At 52.1% G+C, this 23351-nt stretch carries 13 protein-coding genes; 11 read left to right on the top strand and 2 right to left on the bottom strand.

The window, feature by feature from the left end; all coding sequences use genetic code 11:
• Positions 1–248: 248 nt before the first annotated feature.
• Positions 249–1970, bottom strand: a complete 1722-nt coding sequence (locus DQG13_RS29380) for an amylo-alpha-1,6-glucosidase (protein ID WP_181593080.1) — start codon at positions 1968–1970, stop codon at positions 249–251.
• A gap of 117 nt (positions 1971–2087) precedes the next feature.
• Here DQG13_RS29380 and DQG13_RS29375 point away from each other — a divergent pair, with 117 nt between their 5' ends.
• The 9 genes from DQG13_RS29375 (at position 2088) to DQG13_RS29335 (ending at position 21109) form a co-directional block, all read left to right on the top strand.
• The gene (locus DQG13_RS29375; protein WP_181593079.1) at positions 2088–2969 is read left to right on the top strand and encodes an AraC family transcriptional regulator; all 882 of its coding nucleotides are present in this window, start codon (positions 2088–2090) and stop codon (positions 2967–2969) included.
• A 229-nt stretch (positions 2970–3198) separates the two neighbouring features.
• Positions 3199–4155, top strand: a complete 957-nt coding sequence (locus DQG13_RS29370; RefSeq protein WP_258525933.1) for an ABC transporter permease — start codon at positions 3199–3201, stop codon at positions 4153–4155.
• A gap of 13 nt (positions 4156–4168) precedes the next feature.
• Positions 4169–5047, top strand: coding sequence for a carbohydrate ABC transporter permease (locus tag DQG13_RS29365; protein ID WP_113023754.1), 879 nt, complete (start codon positions 4169–4171; stop codon positions 5045–5047).
• Positions 5048–5122: 75 nt separating this feature from the next.
• Positions 5123–6688 (top strand): extracellular solute-binding protein, encoded by a 1566-nt coding sequence (locus tag DQG13_RS29360; RefSeq protein ID WP_181593078.1) that lies wholly within the window; start codon positions 5123–5125, stop codon positions 6686–6688.
• A 137-nt stretch (positions 6689–6825) separates the two neighbouring features.
• A complete protein-coding gene (locus DQG13_RS29355) occupies positions 6826–9324 on the top strand; it encodes an endo-1,4-beta-xylanase (protein ID WP_113023752.1) in 2499 nt (832 codons plus the stop codon).
• Between the two features lie 285 nt (positions 9325–9609).
• A complete protein-coding gene (locus DQG13_RS29350; RefSeq protein ID WP_113023751.1) occupies positions 9610–11394 on the top strand; it encodes a cache domain-containing sensor histidine kinase in 1785 nt (594 codons plus the stop codon).
• Complete coding sequence (locus DQG13_RS29345; protein ID WP_181593077.1) at positions 11369–12460, top strand: response regulator; 1092 nt, start codon at positions 11369–11371, stop codon at positions 12458–12460. Before DQG13_RS29350 ends, DQG13_RS29345 begins: the two co-directional genes overlap by 26 nt.
• A 190-nt stretch (positions 12461–12650) precedes the next feature.
• A complete protein-coding gene (locus DQG13_RS29340) occupies positions 12651–18053 on the top strand; it encodes an S-layer homology domain-containing protein (protein ID WP_113023749.1) in 5403 nt (1800 codons plus the stop codon).
• A 320-nt stretch (positions 18054–18373) separates the two neighbouring features.
• Positions 18374–21109, top strand: coding sequence for a 3-keto-alpha-glucoside-1,2-lyase-like domain-containing protein (locus DQG13_RS29335; protein ID WP_113023748.1), 2736 nt, complete (start codon positions 18374–18376; stop codon positions 21107–21109).
• 43 nt (positions 21110–21152) lie between these two features.
• Here DQG13_RS29335 and DQG13_RS29330 read toward each other — a convergent pair whose 3' ends face one another.
• Entirely contained in the window at positions 21153–21416 is a 264-nt protein-coding gene (locus DQG13_RS29330; RefSeq protein WP_113023747.1) for a hypothetical protein, read from the bottom strand.
• A gap of 337 nt (positions 21417–21753) precedes the next feature.
• On the opposite strand from DQG13_RS29330, the gene DQG13_RS30610 reads away from it, so the two are divergent.
• Positions 21754–22020: a hypothetical protein gene (locus DQG13_RS30610; RefSeq protein WP_181593076.1), complete on the top strand. Its 267-nt coding sequence runs from the start codon at positions 21754–21756 to the stop codon at positions 22018–22020.
• Positions 22021–22053: 33 nt separating this feature from the next.
• Complete coding sequence (locus tag DQG13_RS29320) at positions 22054–23061, top strand: NAD-dependent epimerase/dehydratase family protein (protein WP_113023745.1); 1008 nt, start codon at positions 22054–22056, stop codon at positions 23059–23061.
• Positions 23062–23351: the final 290 nt, after the last annotated feature.

The following is a 23351-nucleotide window of genomic DNA, read 5'->3' as shown; positions in this document are numbered from 1 at the left end:
GGCGCGTGCTAGTACCATGCCCTTATAGGGCTGATGGAAGCCACCGGCTAAGCCGGTGGTTATGACTACGAATGAGGAAATACCTGATCAGAAGCGAACTTTGATGCTGTGGCGCATAGGCCAGAAGCAAAGTCCTGCCAGAGCCGCAAACGTGAGCTTACGGCCGACGGTTAGAACGGGATTCGACGCAAGGTCTTTATGGTTCAAGGGTACGAATTATCAGTTAATAGCAGCCGACTGGCGGATGCTCAATCCTCCTCCAGCAGCAGGAAGGCGGTCAATGCGGCAGTCCAGTGATAGTCGCGGATGCTGTCGATTTTTGCGCGGATATCATACGGCTTGCGGCGGGGGCCCTTGCGGTCGCAGTCCACCGGGTCCACCCGGTCGGTGGAGTCGTAATATTCGAACACAACGCCGTATTTGAGGTAATATTTCTGGACCAAATCGATTGTTTTTTGCTTCAGCCAGACCGCCTCCTCCCGTCTGCCCTGCTTGCGGAGCCCCAGGATGATGAGAACATTCATGTTAATCCAGGTTGGTCCCCTCCACATATCCGTGCTCCATTCCGGCTGGGAAACAGCAATGCTTGGCACTGGGCAGGCGGTCAGAAAGTGAAGGGGGTCCTTCAGCATACGCACCAGCCCCTCCGTATGCTGTTCAGGCAGGTCATCCAGCAGCAGGGGAAGGAAGCCGCTGACGGCCTTGACGGGGGACAGGCCCCCCTCCGGCTCCAGGTCGTAGTAGAACTGATCCGTTTCGCTCCATAAATGGGCTTGAATGAGCTGCGACAGCTTTTCCGCGCGATCCGCCCAGACCGCCGCCTTCTCCTCCTGCCCCAGCTCCCGGCAAATCTCTGACAGGTAGTGCATGTCCCGGGCCATAAACACGTTGAAGTCCACAGCATCCACCTTGACGGCCTTGTCGAAGCGGGAGGAATTATCCATGCCCGACTCGCCGGAGCGGCACATGACATCTCCCGCAATATCCCACTCCAACAGCCCGTTGCCGTTCACATCCCGGTGCCGCAGGCTCCACTCCAGATACCTCTCCAGATAAGGGAGAGCATATGCCAGCGCTTCCGGTTTGCCCAGATGCCGGAAGTTCTCCCAGATGCCCCAGGCCAGGATGGGCGGTTGGGTAATTTTGCTTCTCCAGCCGCTTGCTGAAATCTGGTGGGGAATCATGCCGTCCTCCTGTTGGGCCTCCAGCATGGTGAACAGACACTGGCAGGACAGCTCCGGGTCCAGAACATTCATGGCCAGCGAATGGTACACGGTATCCCAGAGCCACATGTCCTTGTGAGGCACCCGGTCCGGGGTAGACCAATGCTGCTTCATCCCGGCCTCGGCAGCCAAGGTATTCACCTTCATGACCGATGCGCATTTCTGCAGCAGACGGTCCAGGGATGGGTCCTGAAGCAAGGGCAGGCGGAGGCAAGGGGCTACCCTTTCCGCCACCGTCTCCTCTATGGATACGGCCAGCCCTGCTTGCGCCCGGGCAACGGCTTCCTCCCGGCTGCTGCCAAAGGAGACCGCGAAGCTGCGCTCCTGCCGGGCCAGCACCACCCAGTCGCCGGCTTGGGAATCCCGCGTGAGCATCAAACCCGGGGCTGCCTCCACGCCGCTGTCAGCCGCATCTCCGGCTGTTTCCTCCGCAAAGCCAAGGGTAATGCCGCAGCCTTCACAGGCTTCTCCCGCCAGCGTATGCCAGTGGGTGTAAGCCAGGGTCAAGGCTCCCGCGGCGCCCACCCAGGAGCACACATCTCCTGTCACATAGGACACGCTGAAATCAGCGGGCAAGGTAATGGACAGCCTCCGTCTGCGCAAGGTATGAAATAACAGGTCCGGCAGCCGTTCTCCCCATGTGGCTACAAACCGGGAGGCCGTATTCGTTGGTCCATCCATTCCCGAAAAGGCAAATAACCCTCCTTCCCCTATCCGGTTCGGCAGTCTTTCCAATCCCAGAATCATGATCGTTTCCCCCTTATGGTTGCAGTTGCTGATTTCAGTATGAGGCGAGACAGCTGTTCGTTCTATACCTTCCTTTGCTAAAAAATGATACAATCCTGCTATTGGGGGGATAAGCCAATGACGTACAAAAAAACGGAGCCCTTCGAGGGAAGCTCCTTCCCGCTGCGGGTCACGGTGCAAAAGCAGAAGAAGATTCTGGTTAACCCGCATTGGCATGAGCATCTTGAGATGATGCTGGTGCTTGCAGGCAGGGTGCGGATGCAATTGAGCGGGAAAGTGTATGAGGGCGAAGCGGGAGACATCTTTTTTGTCAATTCCAATGTGCTGCATGGCGTGGAGGCTTTGGAGGCAGGAGCGGAGCTGCTTGGGGTGGTCTGGGATATTCACCTTATTACTTCATTAATGGAGGAGGTGGAGCTGCAGCACCTGTACCATCTCTTGATCCGCTCCGAGGTTCATCCTGTGCTGGCCCGTGCCCGGCAGCCGGAATGGGATGCTTACGGCGGAGCCCTGCTGGAAGTGCGCCGGGAATATGAAAGCCGCGGGCTGGGATACCGGACGGCGATCAAATTCGGCGTGTTCCAGCTGGTCCGGGAGCAGCTGCGCAAGCTGCCGGGGGCTGAGGACCTGATGAAGATTACCCAGGATTATGAGCGGTTGAAGCCCGCCATTGAGTGTATCGAGCAGGGCTACAGCGGCAAGCTGCTGCTGGAGGAGGTGGCCGGGGCCGCGGGGCTGAGCCTCTTTCATTTTTGCCGGCTGTTCAAACGGGTCATGAACCGGACAGTCCAGCAGTTCGTGCAGGAGGTCCGTCTCCGGGAGGCCAGACGGCTGCTGCGGGATACGGACCTTCCTATGGCCGAGCTGTCGGAGCGGGTCGGCTATTGCAATCCCAACTATTTTGCCCGAGTGTTCCGGGAGCACACCGGCACAACGCCGCTGCGCATGCGCAAGCAATTCCAGGATATGAATGCGGCGGGCCAACAGCCGCATGAATAATATAAGACCTCCCTATGTGGCTGCGGGGAGGTTTATTCTATATAAATTGCATTTTTAGAATTTTTTGAGAAAATCCGCATTCTCTTTGTCCAACGGGACATCTGTTCTCCGCAGATTTTCCTTAAACTAAGTAATATTCCTACAACATATCATAGGATTCTCGTATTGTTCCAGGGGGCTGTTTTTTCTACAATAAAGACAGATAAAGAAGACGGAAGGAGACACGATCATGGGAGAAATACAGGTTACCGGGCAGCTGGTTGGAGAGACCGTAACGGTAAACAAAAGGCCGAGCTACTTTGTGAAGAATCATCCTTTTTACCTTATGCTTGCTCCGGCAGTGCTGTACTTTCTGATTTTCCGCTATATTCCGCTGGCGGGGTCGGTGATTGCATTTAAGGACTACAATATTTTCAAGGGAATTATCGCCAGCGATTGGGTGGGGCTGCAATGGTTTCACCAGCTCTTTACCTTCCCGAAATTCGTCAAGCTGCTGCAGAATACGCTCCTTATCGGATTCTACCAGATTATCTTTGCTTTTCCCGCGCCCATCATTTTGGCGATTCTGATGAATGAGCTGCGGATGATGAAGCTGAAGCGGGTTATACAGACCATTGTGTATTTGCCCCATTTCCTGTCCTGGACAATTGTGGCCGGGTTGGTGTATATGCTTCTGTCCGTACAAACAGGGCTGGTGAATACGGTATACGTCAACCTGACCGGGAACGAGCCGATTAATTTCCTGCAGAATGTCCATTATGTGAGGACGATCATTGTTTCCTCCGGCATGTGGAAGGAGGTAGGCTGGGGGACGATTATCTTCCTGGCTGCCTTAACCGGCATCAGTCCGAGCCTGTATGAAGCGTCAACCATTGACGGAGCGGGGCGCTGGAAGCAATTCGTCCATATCACCCTGCCAGGACTTTTGCCGGCCATTACGGTGATGCTGCTGCTGAAGCTGGGACATGTGATGGATCTGGGCTTTGAGCAAATTTATCCCTTCCTTAATCCGTTAACCTCCGAGAAGGCCGATGTTTTTGATACGTATACGTACCGGGCCGGTGTAGTCGGCGGTCAATACAGCTTTACGACTGCAGTGGGATTATTTAAATCTGTAGTTGGTTTTACCCTGCTGCTTGTGTTCAACAAGGCAAGCAAGGTCACAACCGGCGAAGGGCTGTTCTAGGAGGGGAGACAGAATGAAAATCAGAAAATCGCCTGCTGAAAAAACCTTTGAAATTGCTAACATTCTGTTTTTGCTGGTCATGTGCGCTGTTATGCTGATTCCGATTCTGCATGTTGTTGCAGGCTCTCTAAGCTCCAAGAATGCGTTAACCCACTCCCTGGTTGGCATCTGGCCGGTGGAATGGACGATGGAGAATTATAAGGTTGTCTTTACCAACACCACCTTCTGGCGGGCATTCAGCGTTTCCGTGTTTCTGGTGATTGCAGGCACCCTCGTCAATATTCTGATGACGGTTATTACGGCCTATCCGCTTGCCAAGACAGGTCTGAAGGGCCGCCGTGCCGTGATGCTGTTCATCATTTTCACCATGATCTTCAGCGCTCCGCTGATTCCCTCCTTCCTGGTGGTCAAAGCTCTTGGGCTGCTGAATACGATTTGGGCGCTCATCATCCCCAGTGCGCTAAGCGCATTCAATATGATTCTATGCCTGACCTTCTTCCGTTCGCTTCCGGAGGAATTGTTCGAGGCCGCCCGTGTAGACGGCATGAACGAATACCGGATTTTGTTCCGGATTGCCATTCCTCTGTCTGTGCCGATTCTGGTTACCCTGCTGCTGTTCTATGCCGTAGGACACTGGAACAGCTATTATTCAGCCATGCTGTATATCTCCAATGCCGCCCTTCGCCCGCTGCAGCTTTACTTGTACTCTATTGTAGCGCAGGCTTCGATGGCGGATCTCTCCGGCAGCGCCGAAGACGCCATGATGGATCTGTCGCCCCAAGGGCTGCAGATGGCAACGATCATTGTGGCTACTGTTCCCATTGTGCTCATCTATCCCTTCATCCAGAGGCACTTTATTAAAGGGGCGCTGATCGGCTCACTGAAGGAATAGCATTCTTATGTATACGTTATGATGGGCGTGCCGCCTTTCATATACAATGAAGATAAAATGGGAGGTTATCAAAAAGTGACAAAAAAATGGGGCCAATATGTAATTGCGTTGAGTGTTGCCGGTTTGGCCGCTGCAGGTCTGGCTGGATGCTCCGCCAAGGAGCCATCCCCTGCGGGGGGAGCCTCGGCTGCGCCTGACTCATCCGCTTCCGCCGCCGTGAAGGGCAAGTTCAGAATTTTTGTATCCGATTTCAACAACCAATATCCGGCTGTCCCGTCGATGCAAATTCCTGCCATTAAATACATGGGAGAAAAGACCAATAATGACATTGATTTGGTCTTTATTCCCCATGGACAGTATGCCGACCAACTGCGGATTAAATTCGCCTCCGGGGACATTCCGGATGTATACCAGACATGGGGCATTGCCGACGCGGAGCCCATCCAGAATAATTTGGCTATGGAGCTGAATGAGCTTCTGGATAAATACGGACCCAATCTGAAAAAGAATATTCCCAAGTCCGCCTGGGATGCTGTCACAATTAATGGGAGAATAATGGGGATTCCGACTCCTGCTGGCTTCAATGCTCCGGCTGAACGGATTCTGTATGTGCGCAAGGACTGGATGAATAAGCTGGGTTTGCAGGCGCCTAAAACCTCTGATGAATTGCTTGCTGTTCTGAAGGCCTTCAAGGAGAAGGACCCTAACGGCAATGGAAAGCCGGATGAGATTCCTTTAACCTCCCGTGAGAAATTTACCTGGCTGGAAAATATATTCGGCATGTGGGGAGTCAACCCGGATTCATTCTCGGTATACAACGACCAGGTGATTCCCAGCTTCATTCACCCGAACATCCTGAAGGGCCTGGAGTTTATCAGGACGCTGTATGCCGAGAAGCTGATCGATTCGGAGTTCATGACCAATAACTCCACCGTCTGGAAGCAAAAGATTCTGTCTGACCGGGTGGGCATGTTCAATCATAATCAGTCAACCGGCGGCAGCTGGTACAGAGATATGAGAAGTTCACTGAAGGATAATCCCGACGCCGACTTTATGGCGATCCCAACACCTCAGGGAGCCGGGTATACCGGACCTGTCGGCCGGGTGGAGCAGCCGGTTGGGAAAACCTTTATCCTGTTCAAGCAAAGCAAGAATGCGGAAGCCGTCATCAGATTCTTTGATTGGCTGGCTACGGAGGAGGGAAATGCCTATGCTGCCTACGGCGCTGAAGGGCAAGCGCTAACCCGTCAAGGAAATGATTTGATCCACACCCCCGATAAGGAAAAGGAATTCCAGGAAGCCTGGAGAAATGCGATCTTCAACATTGTTGTGCTGGATTCCACTTTAAGGAAGGTCAAGCAGGATGAAGCAATCTTTGACCACACGATGCAGGCTGTAGAGGTTGCACGGAAGGAAGGCATCCCCAATCCGTTTGCTCCGATGCCGATTCCGCAATCCCTTATGTCTCAGAGCGAGCTGAAGTGGAGCGGGTCTCTGTTCCAGGAAGCAGTTGCCAAAATAATAGTCGGCGACAAGCCGTTGGAGTCCTTCGATGAGTTTGTAGCGATGTGGAAGAAGCAGGGCGGCGACAAGATTATTAAGGAAGCCACCGATTGGTATAACCAGAATGTGAAGAAATAAATCTCAGGTTGAATGTTCACTCCGAAGCGTCCAGATGCTGTCCGCCGTATAGGTCAACTCCGCCTATCGTTCATTGGACAGTATCTGGCGTATCCGGGTGATGAAAAAATATTCCAATGAAATAGGGGCGTGAAATTATGAAAAGGCTTACAGCACTTGTTTTGGCAATGGCTTTAGTTATTATACCCTTTGCTGCCGCTTTTGGCGGTGCTGCTTCTGCCAGCAGCGGCACCGTAAGACAATTGATATTCGATGACCGCGACACCTTTGAGGTGAATCAGGATTTTGTAATGGGCGGCGCATACAGGGCGGAGTATGTATCCCTTTCAACGGAGGTTGACCACACAACCGGAGAAGGAAAAAGTCTCAAAATGGAAAACCGCACCCTTTTATACAACAGGGTTAAACTTGAGCATATGTTTTCGGAGGCCGATATTGGCCGGACATTTACGGTTTCCGCCTGGGTTTACTCCAAGGATCAAGCAGCTCCCGCCCTATCCATAGGCACATACGGGCCTACAGGCACAACGTATGCAACTGCACCCGCAGCCTACGTTGCGGTAGATGTACAGCCGAATACATGGACCGAGCTTGTGATGGAATATGAGCATAAGGATAAGAACGTCACTCAGCTTGGCATCGATCAAAAAAACGGCGATGCTGTAACCGTGGCGTCTACGCTATTCATTGATGACATCACCATAACTCCATCAGATCAGCTTCTTCCATTTGAAACGAGGGTGACAAAAGAAGGCAGAAGGCCAATACCTGTTGTTGCGGATACAGGAAAAGGCTATAATGATTTAATTTTTTATGACCGGGTTTTTGAGGATGGGCCGGACACGGAAACGAAGGACCCTGATACCATGTTTAATGAGCTTCCCCCGGGAAGAGTCGTCAAGAACCAGGATGACTTGATTAACGCCAGTGTCACAGGTCCGGAGTTCGGCCAACTGGTGACCGTTCCGGCAACAGGAATGCCCTTTAATACTGCGTGGCAAGCCACTGTAAGCGCGGTTCCGGAAAACCCGTGGGGCTATCAGCTTGTTTTGGAAAACATGGAGGAGGGTGTGGATTATACAGCCGGAGACAAGATGCTTCTGTTGTTTTATATGAGAACCCTTGATACGTCCAAGGAGGACGGCACCGGCATGGTGCAGACCATTGTTGAAATGGATGTGCCGCCCAATTCAAAAGCGCTTGCCGAAAATGTCATTACTCTTGCCGGGCAAGGCTGGCATAAGGTATATCTGCCTTTTACAGCCAAGGCCGGGTATCCCCGTCTGTGCATCCGGTTGGGCTATCACCTGCAAACAGTTGAATTCGGAGGGTATGAGTTAATCAACTATGAGGATCAGGTTACGTTCGACAAGCTGCCCTCCTCCTCTGTGATGAAAACAACGGATGGAAGGGGCGTATTTAACAAGAATCAAGCATGGCGCATAGACGCATGGGACAGAATTGAACAGATCCGGAAAGGCGATATCCAGGTTCTTGTTCATGATAAAAACGGCAACCCGGTTGAGGGCGCCCAGGTGGATGTAAACATGGCTGAGCATGAATTTAAATGGGGAACGGCGATTAACGCTAATATGCTGGGCAATAATTGGGTAAACGAGCGGTACCGCGCTGCTGTATCAGCCCTTTTTAACTCGGCTGTATTGGAAAGCGAGCATAAGTGGGTCCCTTATGAAACCAATCCGCAGAGAGCCATGGACCTTGTGAATGGGGCCGCGTCCTTGGGGCTTAAGAGCGTAAGAGGCCATACCTTGATCTGGGACAGAAGCTTCCCCAACGGCTGGACCCCCAATTCGTCCATCCCTCAGGACCTGGCGGAGATGCTGGTACAGGATGACAGAGCAGGATTGGAGAATAGAATTAAAGGCCATTTCGCTAGCATTCTTCAATCCGCGCCTCAAGTGGTTGACGAGTGGGATGTGCTCAATGAAACCATGTCCAATAATGCCATGCGGTCAAAATACGGCAATATTATTATTAAGGATTGGTTCCAATGGGCAAGGGATTATGCGCCCCAAGCGAAGCTGTACCTCAATGAAACAGGGATTATTGGCTTAAATCCGCCCAGGGTAGCCACATTAAAGGTCATTCTCAATTCCATGGTTGCCAACCAGGTGGATTTTGACGGTATCGGCATTCAAGGTCATATTGGAGACAATTTCACCGATATGGAGGATGTTTATGCCGATATCATGGACATAGCGGCATATGGAAAGGAAATGAAAATAACCGAATTTGATATGGGGGCTGCCATCAGCCAGGACCGTGAATATGAGTCCAGCTTTACCAGGGATATGATGATTATGTCGTTCAGCGTTGAGAATATGACCGGATTTTTCATGTGGGGCTTCAACAGCGGCATGCATTGGCTAAACAATGCCCCTGTTCTGAACAGCGATTGGACGCTTAAAGCATCCGGCGAGCAATATCTTGATCTGGTATACAACAAGTGGTGGACAGATGAAAGCGGCGTAACCGGGACAGACGGGACATACAGCACCCGGGGCTTCTATGGGGATTATGATGTTACTGTAACGGTCAACGGGACAGCAAAAACCGTTCAATCCCAGTTTTATAAAGGGCAAACCAACACGATAGAAATTGTAGTGGAGGAATGACCTCAGCCTCACCGCCGCCGCTCCATCCCATGCCTGGGAGAGAGCGGCTTTTTTTACGAAAATGCGTGATTGTCAAACATTTTCATTCGGGGGCTCCCCCAAAAGTACCCGGAATTGCTTCGGAGCATCTCGTCACTTTTGGGGGATTATTTCTTGCCGGGGGCAGCGGACGGGAGCTTTACATTGTCCGGAGCAGCAAATAGAATGAAATAAAAGCGCAGGTGATGATAGCTGAAAACACTTATTTTCAAAATAGCCGCTTCTCTGAAGTGGAAGCTGACGGTGATGTTTTTTTCCATCATTCTGCTTATTGTTGTTACCATCGCCGTGTTTTCCTATGTGGAATCCTCCCGCAGTATAAAAAGCGACATTGAGCGCTTCAGTACCCAGATTCTGAAGGAGTCCAATCTGAACCTGGAGCGGTATTTTCAGGAATACGAGCAATTCTTGGCGAATATTGCGGCCAGCAGCACTTACAGGCAGTGGCTGAAGGCCAGCGAGGTGTCGGAACGGATCAGTGCCTTCACCAACTTGAAGGATAATTATGTCCACTCCTTCGCAATCATGCATCCGGAGATTCTGTCCGTGACCATCCTGAACAAAAACGGGAATGAGAATTCCTATACGCGTGAGAAGGGACCTGCCCTGCGCTACGACTATTCCATGAAAAGCGAGGTTTGGATGCCCAAGATTACCATCTCCAAGGAAATGACGATGCTGCTTTCTCCCAATGTGAATTATGTGGAATTTGGCGATGGAAGTATAAGCGACACGGTCATTACCATTGTGAAAAAGTACGAGTTTACCTCAGATTTGCACGGGTATATCAAAATGGATATTACTCCTCAGCCGATTCAGGCCATCCTGTCGGAGACAAAAATTGATGCCAATGGAAACGGGATGATTGTAGACGAACAAGGAATGCTCATTGCCTCCACCGATTCAGAACACGCGGCTGAGCTGCTGCCCTCCTTGCAAGCAAACGGCTTGCTCGCGTCTGCGGAGGGTTCCTTTTTTCTGAAGGACAGCAATCAAATGGTCACCTACCGCAGCATTGCCAAAACCAATTGGAAAATCGTCTCTGTTGTTCCCTGGCACACGGTGGCGCGCAGTATATACCGGGTGAAGGACGCAACGATTCTCATTGCCCTGATCGGACTTGCCGTTGGTATGGTGCTGGTTGTATTGGTGTCCGAGTCCAGTACGCGGAGGCTGAAGAAATTAAGAGGGGTAATGTCCCAGACCGGCTTGAATAATCTCGAGGTCCGGGTGGAGATTGAAGGCAGGGATGAGGTAGCGGATGTGAGCCGGGCCTATAACAAGATGCTCACGAATCTGGAGTATTCCCTCAAGGAATTGAACCAGTCCCGAACCTCCCAGCAGGAAGCGGTTTTGTCGGCTCTCCAATCCCAGATCAATTCCCATTTTCTCTATAATGCTCTGGAATCCATTAAGTTCATGGCTTATTTGGCCAATCAGGACGATATTGTCAAAACCACGCTGGCTCTGTCCGATATGCTCCGGTACGTGTCCAATTACCAGAATACCTCCGTGCCTGTACAGCAGGAAATTCAGTATGTGGCCAATTATTTGCATATCATGCAAACCCAGTATGGCGAAGACCTGACCTATGAAATCATTCAGGGGGCAGGCACGAAGGAGGTGCTTTGCCTGAAGGCGGTGATTCAGCCCATCGTGGAAAACAGTATTCGCTATGGCCTGGAGCAAACGGGGCAGCACCTGTTTGTCAGAATCGAAACGGCCCTGTCCTCCGAAGGGTATCTGATGATCCGGATTTGCGACACAGGCCCGGGCTTCAATGAGGAAACGCTGGCCAGAATGAATGACAAGCTGCGGCAAAGCAATGTGGGCGCGCATTACCGGCAGCTCTCCAACATTGGTCTGCTTAATGTGCATTATCGGCTGCGGGTCTATTATGAGGATGAAAAGGCGGGGATCACCATCTGCAACCGGGCGGATGGAAACGGTGCCGAGGTTACGATCATTTTGCCAGACCGCCCCGCGAAGAAGGGAGAACCTGTTCATGAACCGGATCTTGATTGTGGATAACTCGCCTATCATCCGTACCGGATTGGCCAAGATGACCGAGAATTATCCGGGGGAGGTGATGGTGTCGGGAACAGCGGCCAATGGAAGATTGGCGTTGGATTGGCTGGAAGGACATTATGCCGATATCTGCATTACCGATATCAGAATGCCCCTGATGGATGGGCTGGAGCTGATCGAATATGTGAATGGTCATTATCCGTGGATGTCCAGCATCATTATTTCCAGTTATGACGATTTCAGCTATGCCAAATCGGGCCTGGAGCTGGGAGCGGTGGATTACCTGCTCAAGCCGGTCAGCCAGGAGAATTTATACCGGGTATTGGATAAGGCGTTCCGGCGGATTCGGGAAACCCGGAATCATGCTGCCAATGTGCTGCTGCTGAAGCATCTGACCACACATAGGGACATCATGGCCCGGTGGGTGGAGCATATCCGTTATAACCGGCATGAGACCATGCCTTTGTTGATTGTGGATACCCTGGATATGCTGGAAAAATGGGTGGACGGGCGATATGATTTGCTTAATCCCCTGGCCATGGAATGGCTGTTCCTGGTTGTGGAGGAACTGAAGCATGAGAAAATCACCTTCCATCTGGAGGAAGGCAAGGATTTGGGACTGGGTGACAAGATTATTGCCGCCCACAAGGTTAGATTTTACTTCCGCATATGCTGTGTCAGAAGGCTGGAGGAAGGAGCGCGTTATTTATTCCACATCATGAATGGAGACAGAAGCAACCAGACGCGCAGAGCCATTGAGCGGGTCCAGGCTTTCCTGGAAGACAACCATGCAGCCAAGGATTTAAGCCTGCAGCAGGTGGCGGATCATATCGGATTCAGCAAAAATTACTTATCCAATCTGTTCAAGCAAGAAACAGGCACAACAATATGGAATTATTTGCTTGATTTCCGGATGAAAAAGGCCAGAGAAATGCTTCTGAACACAGACCTCAAGCTGTACGAAATTGCAGACAGGCTTGGATACAGCGAGCAGATTTATTTTTCACGTATTTTCAAGGAGCGTTACGGTCTGAGTCCGTTGGAATTTAAAAAAAGGATCGAGCAATAATCAACGAATTGCCGCCGCGGCTGAGAACAGTATAATTTTATCCCTGAAGAGTGGGCTTACCCCACTCCTTTCTTTTTGTGCAGAGATTATAGTAAATTGACAGCTTAAAATGAAAGGGGTGAAAGCGTTTGCTTTTAGTTTGGAGAGTTACTGTACATAGAGAGCAAACTAATCTTTCCAGGAGGTATTTATGCTTACCAGAAAAGTAATGAGTCTTCTGTTAGTGCTTGCCGTTGCGCTTACAGGGTTTATCCCACAGACAGCCCGTGCAGCCGATGTCATTCAATACGTGGATGGCGCCAGTCCTGCATCTGTGCCGCAGACAACGGATGGACCAGCAATCATTCAGAACTACCCGATGCCCTCCATTTATACCGCATCCGAGGTTTTTTCCTTGAAGGCGGATAATGAAGCGGTGCCCGTTGTCAAATATTTGCCCGACTATGATTATGCCCAATTTTCTTTTGCCGGTACGGTTACCATTGAAGTGACGGCCAACCAGCCGATTACCTCGTATTCCATCAGCCCGCTGGCCAAGAACATCAAGGGGACAGTGGATGGGAACAAGCTGACGTTTACCCTTTCCTCCTCCACCTATGTCATCGTGGATATCAATGAAGCCCCCAATGAAAATCCGGATGAAAAAGACCCGGAGAAACGAAGGAAACGGCTTGTCATCGCCGCCGATCCGTTGGAGACGGATATTCCCGACTCTTCAGGTCCGGGAATCTACAATGTGACAGCCGCGCCGTACAATGCGGACAACACAGGAGCAACGATCACATCGGATGCCATCCAGCAAGCCATTGACGACGCCCATCAAGCCGGGGGAGGCATTGTGTATATTCCGGCAGGAGTCTACACCTCCAGCAACCTGACCTTAAAAAGCAACGTCACCTTCTACCTGGCCGGAGGCGCTGTCATTGTCGGCACAGGCAGAGGGGAGGACTACCGGAATGACTTCCGCAAGGATTCCATCTCGGATGGTACATACTTTATCCGTACGGAAATAGATTCCGAGAATATCACCATGCGGGGACGCGGCACCATCGACGGCAAAGGGGTGGAGATGCGCAAGCGCAAGATGGTGAATCCGCCGCAGAAGGAAGGTTTGCCCCCGGAGCGGCAGCACAAGAACGGTCAAGGATTCATCAATAACCTGGTGGTGCCGATTGCAACCAGCAACTTTACCTTTGACGGGTTGACTTTGCGGGACGGCGGCTTCTGGGCATTCCTGATCGTCCGTTCCGACAACGTAACCATCACAAACTACAAGGGCTTTCAGGACTTATATGTCCTTGAGGACGATGCCATCGATATCAACGAAAGCCAGAACGTGCTGGTTAAGCATGCCATTGCCATCTCGGACGACGACACCTTTTCCACCAAAACCTGGCCGCAGAAGGGGATGTCCAAGGACTGGCCGGGAGACATTGAGCATTTGGAGAATGTGATCTTCGACGACTGTCTGGCTTGGACCCGCTGCGCGGCCTTCAAGCTTGGCATGGGCATATGCACGCCGCAGATCGGCGTCACCATCCGGAATTCGTATGTGTATCAAAGCGCCCGGGCGCTGCTTGTGGATCATGCTTATACGGAAAATCCGCTTCCGGTGGAGGGCTGGGCCAGGGATATTACCTTTGAGAATATTGATATCGAACGGGTCGGCATCAGCCAATTCGGGAATTATTGGCTCCGGGTTTCCACCAGCACAGCCGGGGATGTAAGCAATATCCTGTTCAAGAATATCAATGTCCGTGATACGGGAGGAGAGTCGTCCCCTATTCAAGGGAATCCTACCAGGGGCGGCATGGTGAACGGGGTAACCTTTACCGATGTTTATGTGAAGGGAACGCTTGCGAAAAGCCTGAGTGACCTGAAAGCAGCCGTGAAAAATGACAATGTGAGCGGCGTAGTTATCGCCAATACGACTCCGGCAATCTTCAGCGATAATTTTGAAGACGGAGATACGGCGGGCTGGACGACTGTTGCAGGCGCCTGGGCGGTGACGGCAGACGGAGGGAATCAGGTTCTGTCCACCAGCAAAACCCAGACAGCTCTCATTACCGCCAACGCCGGTGCTGCATGGGCGGATTACACCTATGAAGCCAAGGTGAAATTGCCGTTCATAAACAATGAGGAAAACGCAGGACTTGTCTTCCGGGCGAAGGACGACAAGAATTTCTATATGTACCGGATGAATGCCAAGAACCAGAAGCTGGAGCTGTACAAATCTGTAGAGGGAACCATGACCCTCGTATCCGAAGTTCCTTTCCCGTCCGTGAAGCAGTGGTATACGGTGAAGGTGATTGTCAAAGGCAATACGGTCAAGGGTTATGTGGACGGCGAATTAAAGACGGAGTGGACCAATCCGGTAACGGAATTAACCTCCGGAGGAGTCGGTTTCCGGACCACTTCGGCCAAAGTCCTGTTTGACGACGCGGTGGTTACGGCCACCAATGAAGCGCCTGCGGATATTGTGCTTTCCCCTGACAGCGTAGCGGAAAACACCACTGCGGGAGGTATTGTCGGAAGCTTCTCCACCATCGATCCGGATGCGGGAGATACCTTTGCTTATGCCCTGGTTCCGGGACAAGGGGATACCGACAACAGCAGCTTCTCCATCGCCGTGCTGGGGAATACCCTGATTCTCCGTACCATACCGGATTATGAGACCAAAAACAGCTACAGTATCCGGGTGAGGAGCACAGATTCAGGCGGACTTTATGTTGAAAAGAGCTTTACGATCCATATCACAGATTTGGATGAAACACCCGTAAATTCAAATCCCAATGCCGTCCTGTTCAGCGACGATTTTGAGGATGGGAATTCCACAGGATGGACAGCTTCCGGCGGTAACTGGAGTGTAGCATCAGATGATTCCAAGATTCTGCTCCAAAAGTCGAGCACCACGGCTCTCATTACAGCCGGTGATTCCTGGACGGATTATGGCTATGAAGCCAAAGTAAGGGTTCAGATTGCCAATGCAAATGCAGGCCTTGTCTTCCGGGTGATGGATAACAAGAATTTTTATATGTACCGGCTCAATGTGGCGAACCAAAAGCTGGAGCTGTACAAATCTGTAGATGGAGCCATGACCTTGGTATCCAGCACAGTGTTCACATCTGCTGCGAAGCAATGGTATACCCTGAAGGTAATCGTACAAGGGAATACGATGAAGGGTTATGTGGATGGGGTGCAAAAAGTAGAATGGACCAATCCTGTAACCGAGTTAACGGCAGGCAAAATCGGCTTCCGGACAACATCTGCGGATGCGTCATTTGATCAGGCATTGGTTACAGGGATCAATAAAGCCCCGGTGGATATTTCCCTTACCAATACCAGCGTAGCCGAGAATGCGGCTGTTGGAAGCAGCGTAGGGACATTTACAACTACCGATCTTGATGAAGGAGATACTTTTGCCTATTCATTGGTGGCAGGGGAGGGAGATACCGGCAATGCAAGCTTCGCCATCTCCGGGAATACCCTGCAGACCGTAACAGCCTTGGTGTACGACACCCAGAACAGCTACAGCATCCGGGTCAGAAGCACGGACGCAGGCGGTCTCTCTGTTGAAAAGCAGTTTACCATTGCAGTTGTTAAAGCCGGCACTCATCCGGCTGATGCCGCCAACAACACCGTCACTCTCGACCGCAGCAGAGCAGCGGCAGGCGATACGGTAACGATAACGGCTGTTGGGGACAGACAGTCTGCTGACGCCTCTGTGGCAGGAGATGAGAGATTCATCCCCGTAATCTGGTCTTCTACCGAAACCGGCAAAAACGGCAGCTTTAACTGGAATGCGGAAGCGGGGGCGTACACCTCCAGCTATGCCGCTTCGGAAGCGGGAACATATGCTGTAACGGCTACTTTTCAAAAGCAAAGCTGGAACGGATCGTCCTGGGTTAACGGAATCACCGACACGAAGACCGTAACCCTCGACGTATATGCGCCGGTAAACTCTGAAGGCAACAGCCTCAGCGTCAGCCCAAGCAGCGTAGTGGTGGGGCAGACCGTCATCATAACGGCGGAGGGCTACAATCAGAACCTTACACCGTCCATCATCGGCGACGAACGGTATTACCCGTTGGCCTGGAGCTCCACGGAAACCGGCAATTCGGGGGAATTTACCGTAACCGAACAGGTTTATCAAGCTGCTTACATCCCGGCTCAAGCGGGCAATTTCAAGATAACTGCGACCTATCAGAAGCAGGTATGGGATGGAGCGGCGTGGATCGACGGCGCAATCGATACCAAAACCGCCAGCTTGACTGTAAATGCACCATCAACGGGCGGCAATGATGATCCCGGCAGCAGCGAGGAACCATCCCCGTCACCGGGAGCAGGTAATCCTGGCACAGCAACCCCGGCAAAAGGTGTTGGCACAGCCGTTACCACTCAGGAAGGCGGTCAAACTGTTACCACCGTTACCATTGATTCGGGCAAGCTGGAGCAAAAGCTGTCCCAGGAAGGCAAAGGCGCAACAATCACCATTCCGGTGGAGACCGCAGCCGACAAGGCAGTTGTGGAGCTGACCGGACAGATGATCAAGAGCATGGAAGCCAAGGAAGCTGTGCTGCAGATTAAGACGGAGAAGGCAACGTATACCCTGCCTGCTGCACAAATCAAGATGGAAGCCGTGTCCCGGCAGTTGGGGGTACAAGCGGCATCGCAGGACATCAAGGTCCAGATTACGATAGCAGCGCCTGCGGCGGATACGGTAAAGCAGGTGCAGAATACCGCACAGCAACAGGGTTATCAGATTGCTGCCCAGCCGGTAGAGTTCAAGATCACAGCCGCCAGCGGCAGCAAAACGGTGGATGTTGCAGCGTTTAACGGCTATGTGGAAAGAACCGTCGTGCTTCCGGACGGAACCGATTCGGCCAAGATTACCACAGGCATTGTCCTCAATGCTGACGGGACCTTCTCCCATGTACCGACAAAAATTGCAGTCATCGACGGAAAACCCTATGCCCAAATCAACAGCCTGACCAACAGCACCTATGCCGTCATTTACAGCCCCAAAGCCTTTGCGGACGTAAGCACCCATTGGGCCAAGGAAGCGGTCAATGATATGGCCTCGAGACTTGTCATTGAGGGCAGCGGGGATGGAAGCTTTGAGCCCGACAGAGACATTACCCGTGCCGAATTTGCCGCGATTATCGTAAAAGGACTTGGACTCATGCGGCCGGGCTCCGGCAAGGATGTGTTCAAGGATGTGGCCAAAGGCAGCTGGTATTACGATGCGGCAGCCATTGCCTATGAATACGGCATTATAGACGGCTACGAAGACGGAACCTTCGGGCCTACGGCTAAAATTACCCGCGAGCAGGCTATGACCATGACGGCCAGAGCGATGAAGCTCACCGGCTTGAAAGCAGAGCTTGCACAGAATGAAGCCGATAAGCTGCTTGCCGGGTTTGAGGATGCCGGTTATGCGGCCGACTATGCAAAACAAAGTATTGCCTCCTGCCTGAAGACCGGAATCATTACCGGCCGGAACGGCAATACAGTCGCGCCAAAGAGCAATATCACCCGCGCAGAGGTTGCCGTCATTGTAAAAAGGCTTTTGCAAGAATCTGGATTGATTTAGGGCGTGTCTGACAACCCGCTTGAGGGCATCTTTCACCGCCTTTTCGCCCCATGCTTCGTTACTTCCGCTTGACGTACCCCCGGTACGCCTTCACGAAAGTGCCTTGCCTGGAACGAAAATTCTGCAAAGTCTGCTCCCCTCGGAGTTATCACACACGCCCTAGAGTAGTAATGTATCCCTAAGGAGTGGGTTTACCCCACTCCTTTCTTTTTGTTCAGGAAATATAATACAGATATCACAATGAGAGGGGTGAAAGCGTTTACTCTAACGTAGAGGCTATCGCACACGGTGGGCAAATGAATCTTTTTAGGAGGTAATTTATGCTGACCAAAAAAGTATGCAGTCTTCTGTTAGTGCTTGTCATCATGATCACAGGATTTTTGCCGCAGGCAGTTGGTGCGGAAGAGATGATTGAAGACTACTCCATCTCTTCAACTGACGACGCAGCTTTGCCCGAGGCAGCCGCGGCGGCCGCAACCCTTCAAAATTACCCCATGCCATCCATTTATACCGCGTCCAGTGTATTTTCATTAAAGGTGAATGGGAGCAGTGTGCCCGTCATCAGCTACGTGAAGGATTATGACTATGCCCAGTTTTCTTTCTCCGGAGCAATCAGTCTTGAAGTAACGGCAAGCGAGAATATTACCTCCTATTCCATCAGCCCCATGGCTAAAAATGTCAAGGGTACGGTCAACGGGAAAAAGCTGACGTTTACCCTTACCTCTTCCACATATGTGATCATAAAAATCAATAATCTGAAAAAGATTGTTATTGCAGCAGATCCCCTGGAGACGGATATTCCCGCCTCTTCGGGACCGGGAATCTACAATGTGACCAGTTCCCCCTACAATGCAGACAGTACGGGGATGGCAATGGCCACAACCGCGATTCAGAAAGCCATCAATGACGCGCATAATGCCGGGGGAGGCACGGTGTTTATTCCCGCCGGCGTCTACAAATGCGCAAACCTGACCTTAAAAAGCAATGTGACCTTCTACCTGGCCGGAGGCGCCGTCATTGTCGGCACAGGCAAGGGTGAGGACTATCAGAATGACTTCCGCAAGGATTCGCGCAATGCGGACGGAACGTACTTTATCCGCACCACCGTAGGCTCCAGCAATATCACCATGCGGGGACGGGGAACCATTGACGGGAAAGGCATCGAGATGCGGGAACGCCCAATGCCGTCACCGCCGGCAACACATAAGCAGGGGGAAGGGTTTCTGAATAACCTGGTGGTTCCGATTGCAACCAGTAACTTTACCTTTGACGGGCTGATTTTGCGGGACGCCGGCTTCTGGATGTTCATGGTGGTCCGTTCCGATAATGTGAAAATCACCAATTACAAGGGATTCCAAGATTTATACAAAATTGAGAATGACGCCATCGATATCAACGAAAGCCAGAACGTGCTTGTTAAACATGCCATCGCCATATCGGATGACGACACCTTTTCCACCAAAACCTGGCCGCAGAAAGGGATGTCCAAGGACTGGCCGGGAGCGATTGAGCATTTGGAAAATGTGGTGTTTGACGATTGTCTGGCCTGGACCCGCTGTGTGGCGTTCAAGATCGGCATGGGCATATGCACGCCGCAGACCGGCGTAACCATCCGCAATTCGTATGTGTTTCAAAGCGCCCGGGCGCTGCTGGTGGACCATGGTTATACGCAAAATACCCTTCCCGAGGAAGGCTGGGCCCGGAGGATTACGTTTGAGAATATTGATATTGAACGGGTGGGAATTAATCAATTCGGGAATTACTGGTTCGGGGTTTCCACCAGCACTTCCGGCGACGTAAGCGATGTGCTGTTCAAGAACATCAATGTTCGTGAAACGGGAAGCCAGAAATCCAGGCTTTCGGGGAATGTGGCCAAGGGCGGCATGATTGATGGGGTAACGTTCACAGATATTTATGTTGGCGGCAAGCTTGCAACCACTCTGGATGACTTGAATGTTACTGTTGTGAACGATAATGTGCAGGACGTAGTCATTGCCAACTCTAAGCCCCCGCTGTTCAGCGATAACTTTGAAGATGGAAATTACACAGGCTGGACTGTTTCCGGAGGCTCATGGAGTGTTGTCGCCGATGACACGAAGGCTTTGTCCCAAAGCGCTACAGCAGTCGCCCTCATTACCGCCGGCAGCTTATGGACGGATTACGCTTATGAAGCCAAAGTGCAGGTTCCGATTGTCAATGCAAATGCAGGCATTGTTTTCAGGGTAAAGGACGCCAACAATTATTATATGTACCGAATCAATGCAGCGGCCCAAACTCTGGAGCTTTACAAATGTGTAAATGGGACTCTGACCAGCGTCTCCAGCACTGCCTTCACCTCTGCTGCGAAGCAGTGGTATACCCTCAAGGCTGTCGTAGAAGGGAATACGATTAAGGGTTATGCGGATGGGGAATTGAAAACAGAATGGACCAACCCGGTAACCGAATTAACGGCGGGGAAAATCGGCTTCCGGACAACCTCTGCGGGGGCGTTGTTCGATGATGCTGCGGTGACTGAACCGTCTGCAAATCCGGTTTTTAATACCACCCTGTTCAGCGACAATTTTGAGGATGGAAATTCCACGGGATGGACTGCTGCTTCGGGTACGTGGAGTGTAGTATCGGACAGCACAAAAGCGTTGACCCAAAAGGCTTCAGCAGTCGCCCTCATTACCGCGGGCAGCTCATGGACGGATTATGCCTATGAAGCCAAGGTGAAGGTTCCCATCGCCAATGCAAACGCAGGCATTGTTTTCAGGGTAAAGGATGCCAACAATTACTATATGTATCGGGTCAATGCAACGGCCCAAACGCTGGAGCTCTACAAATGTGTAAATGGCACCCTGACCAGTGTATCCAGCACCGCCTTCACCGCTGTCCCGAAGCAGTGGTATACTCTGAGAGCCGTCGTACAAGGGAGCAATATTAAGGCCTATGTGGACGGAGCATTAAAAATAGAATGGACCAATCCGGCAACCGAATTAACGGCAGGGAAAATCGGCTTCCGGACAACCTCCGCAGATGTGCTCTATGATCATGTTGTGGTGAAAGGATCATAATGAAAGAAAGCGGTCCCGGGGGAGCTCCCGGGACCGTTTGTTTTTATCGCAGCAGCAGTCCGAGTATCATCATGACCAAACCGAAGATGGCGGCTCCGCGCTTGATGCTCCGGTTGGCAGGGGGACGCATTAACAAGGTGATAATGAAGCCCAGGGGAAGGACAAGACCGCCTAAGCGCAGGGTAAAGCTTCCGAGGAAATAGTATCCCACCAGCTTGAGCACCAGAAAATCCTCATCCTGGTCGCGGCTTTTATGGAGCAGGACCAATCCGGCAATCAGTACGAAGGTCCAGAATAAAAAGTACATGACGCACCTCCCGGGTTCGGCTAATAGGGGCTTTCTATAGTCTACGGAAGCCGGCTTGGCCAGTTTTCCTTTTTCGTCATTATACCCACAATTTTCCCATAAACATGGTAAAATGTAAAAGAACGAGGGGAGAGGAAGAGAAACGGTGAAGACGATTACATACAGCATTCGAAATCCCAGCGGTCTCCGAATGATTGTGGCCCTGACGGCTAATAGTTGGATTTTATCTCGGATTGTCCTGCGATGGAGTGAGCGTTCCAGTGCAATATATATCATTTTTGCAATCGGAATGCTGCTTATTTGTGTCACCACTTGGATCGTGACGGTTTACAGAGCCTTGAAGAAGCCGACAGAGCTGCGTCTGGACAAGGGGGCGGTCTTGTTAAACGGACGGACCCTGCAAGCGGAGGAGATCCGGGTCATCATGAAAATGGGGTATGTTTGGCCGGTGATTGGTATAAAGCCCTACGGCAAGAGGATTGTGCCCGTTCCCTTCTGCTTCCGCTTCGCCAAGGACGGGAAACAGGGGCTGGAGGATTTAGAGAAGTGGGCAGAGGATAACGGGGTGAAGATGACCCGTAAAGCCTTTACCCGGTGGCTGTAGGTGCGAGAGTATTTATGAGGAGAGGTGAATGCGATGAGATTGTTGATTTTGGGAGGCACGGTGTTTTTGGGGTATGCCATCGCAGAGGAAGCGGCGGCAAGGGGGCATGAGGTGACGATTTTCTCCCGGGGAAAATCGGCCTCCGGCATGTTGTCCAATGTGAAGCATTTGATCGGGGACCGGGACGGAGGAATGCAGGCGCTGGAGCAGGGTACATGGGATGCGGTTATTGATACCTCCGGTTATGTGCCCCGTATTGTGAAGGCCGGCGCCGAGCTGCTGGAGGGGCGGGTCGGCCATTATACGTTTGTTTCCTCCGTATCCGTTTACCGGGATTTGAGCCGGCCCGGCGCCGCGGAGGAGGACGCGGTTCTGGAGCTGGAGGATGCATCCAGCGAGGACGTGGCCGCCCATTACGGCGGCTTGAAGGCGCGGTGCGAGGCTGTGCTTGCCGAGCAATTGCCCGGGCGGGTGCTGGTCATCCGCCCGGGCCTGATTGTCGGTCCGCGGGATGCCACGGACCGCTTCACGTATTGGCCGTCGCGGATCGCCCGCGGCGGGGAAGTGCTGGCACCGGGGCCGAAGGCCGCGCCGGTGCAGATCATTGACGTGCGCGACCTGGCGTCATGGATGGTATCCATGACAGAGGCCCGGCGCACGGGGGTGTTCAACGCGGCCGGGGAGCCGGGCCGCGTTACGATGGAGGCGCTGCTGGAGCAATGCCGCAGCGCCTTGAACCCGTCCGCCAAGCTGACGTGGGCGGACGAAGGCTTCCTCGCCGGGCAGGGCGCCGGCGCGTGGATGGAGCTGCCGCTGTGGCTGCCCGACAGCGGCGAAACCGCGGCATTCACCGGCCTGGTGCAGGTGAATGTGGACAAAGCCCTGGCGGCCGGGCTGACCTTCCGCCCCCTGGAGGAGACCATCCGCGATACCGCGGCATGGGATGCCGGCCGCCCCACGGATGTGCCGCGCAAGGCAGGCTTGGCGCCTCAGCGGGAGGCGGAGCTTCTGGCGAAGTGGCACCGCCTGCGGAGGGAGTGAGAGGTGGATAGGGAAGAGGGCAAAAATAAGAACTCCTTGCTCGTCAAATTTCTATTTTTTTGATCCTGTTTTCCTATTAATATGAAATCAGCGGCCGCAAAACCGGCTCCCGCCATTATGTATGAAATTTCAAGTATAATTTGCCGGAAAGGCAATTTGGCACCTATTGTATATGATTTATCGAATACAATTGCCAAAAACTGCTCCCGATTGTGTTTTTATATATGATTTTTCGTTACTACTTAGGTCATAGCAAAACAGGAGTGCCGGAAAAGGCAAGAGACAAGGAA

It is taken from the genome of Paenibacillus sp. YN15 (assembly GCF_003285005.1).
Classification (GTDB): Bacteria; Bacillota; Bacilli; order Paenibacillales; family NBRC-103111; genus Paenibacillus_AR.
Note: the sequence above shows the minus strand (reverse complement) of the source record. Positions and strands in the feature narration are given on the sequence as shown.

Coding starts and splice junctions, on each gene's coding strand:
- DQG13_RS29380 (WP_181593080.1), bottom strand. CDS start 1,970: ATGATTCTGGGATTGGAAAGACTGCCGAACCGGATAGGGGAAGGAGGG.
- DQG13_RS29375 (WP_181593079.1), top strand. CDS start 2,088: ATGACGTACAAAAAAACGGAGCCCTTCGAGGGAAGCTCCTTCCCGCTG.
- DQG13_RS29370 (WP_258525933.1), top strand. CDS start 3,199: ATGGGAGAAATACAGGTTACCGGGCAGCTGGTTGGAGAGACCGTAACG.
- DQG13_RS29365 (WP_113023754.1), top strand. CDS start 4,169: ATGAAAATCAGAAAATCGCCTGCTGAAAAAACCTTTGAAATTGCTAAC.
- DQG13_RS29355 (WP_113023752.1), top strand. CDS start 6,826: ATGAAAAGGCTTACAGCACTTGTTTTGGCAATGGCTTTAGTTATTATA.
- DQG13_RS29350 (WP_113023751.1), top strand. CDS start 9,610: ATGTTTTTTTCCATCATTCTGCTTATTGTTGTTACCATCGCCGTGTTT.
- DQG13_RS29345 (WP_181593077.1), top strand. CDS start 11,369: ATGAACCGGATCTTGATTGTGGATAACTCGCCTATCATCCGTACCGGA.
- DQG13_RS29340 (WP_113023749.1), top strand. CDS start 12,651: ATGCTTACCAGAAAAGTAATGAGTCTTCTGTTAGTGCTTGCCGTTGCG.
- DQG13_RS29335 (WP_113023748.1), top strand. CDS start 18,374: ATGCTGACCAAAAAAGTATGCAGTCTTCTGTTAGTGCTTGTCATCATG.
- DQG13_RS29330 (WP_113023747.1), bottom strand. CDS start 21,416: ATGTACTTTTTATTCTGGACCTTCGTACTGATTGCCGGATTGGTCCTG.
- DQG13_RS29320 (WP_113023745.1), top strand. CDS start 22,054: ATGAGATTGTTGATTTTGGGAGGCACGGTGTTTTTGGGGTATGCCATC.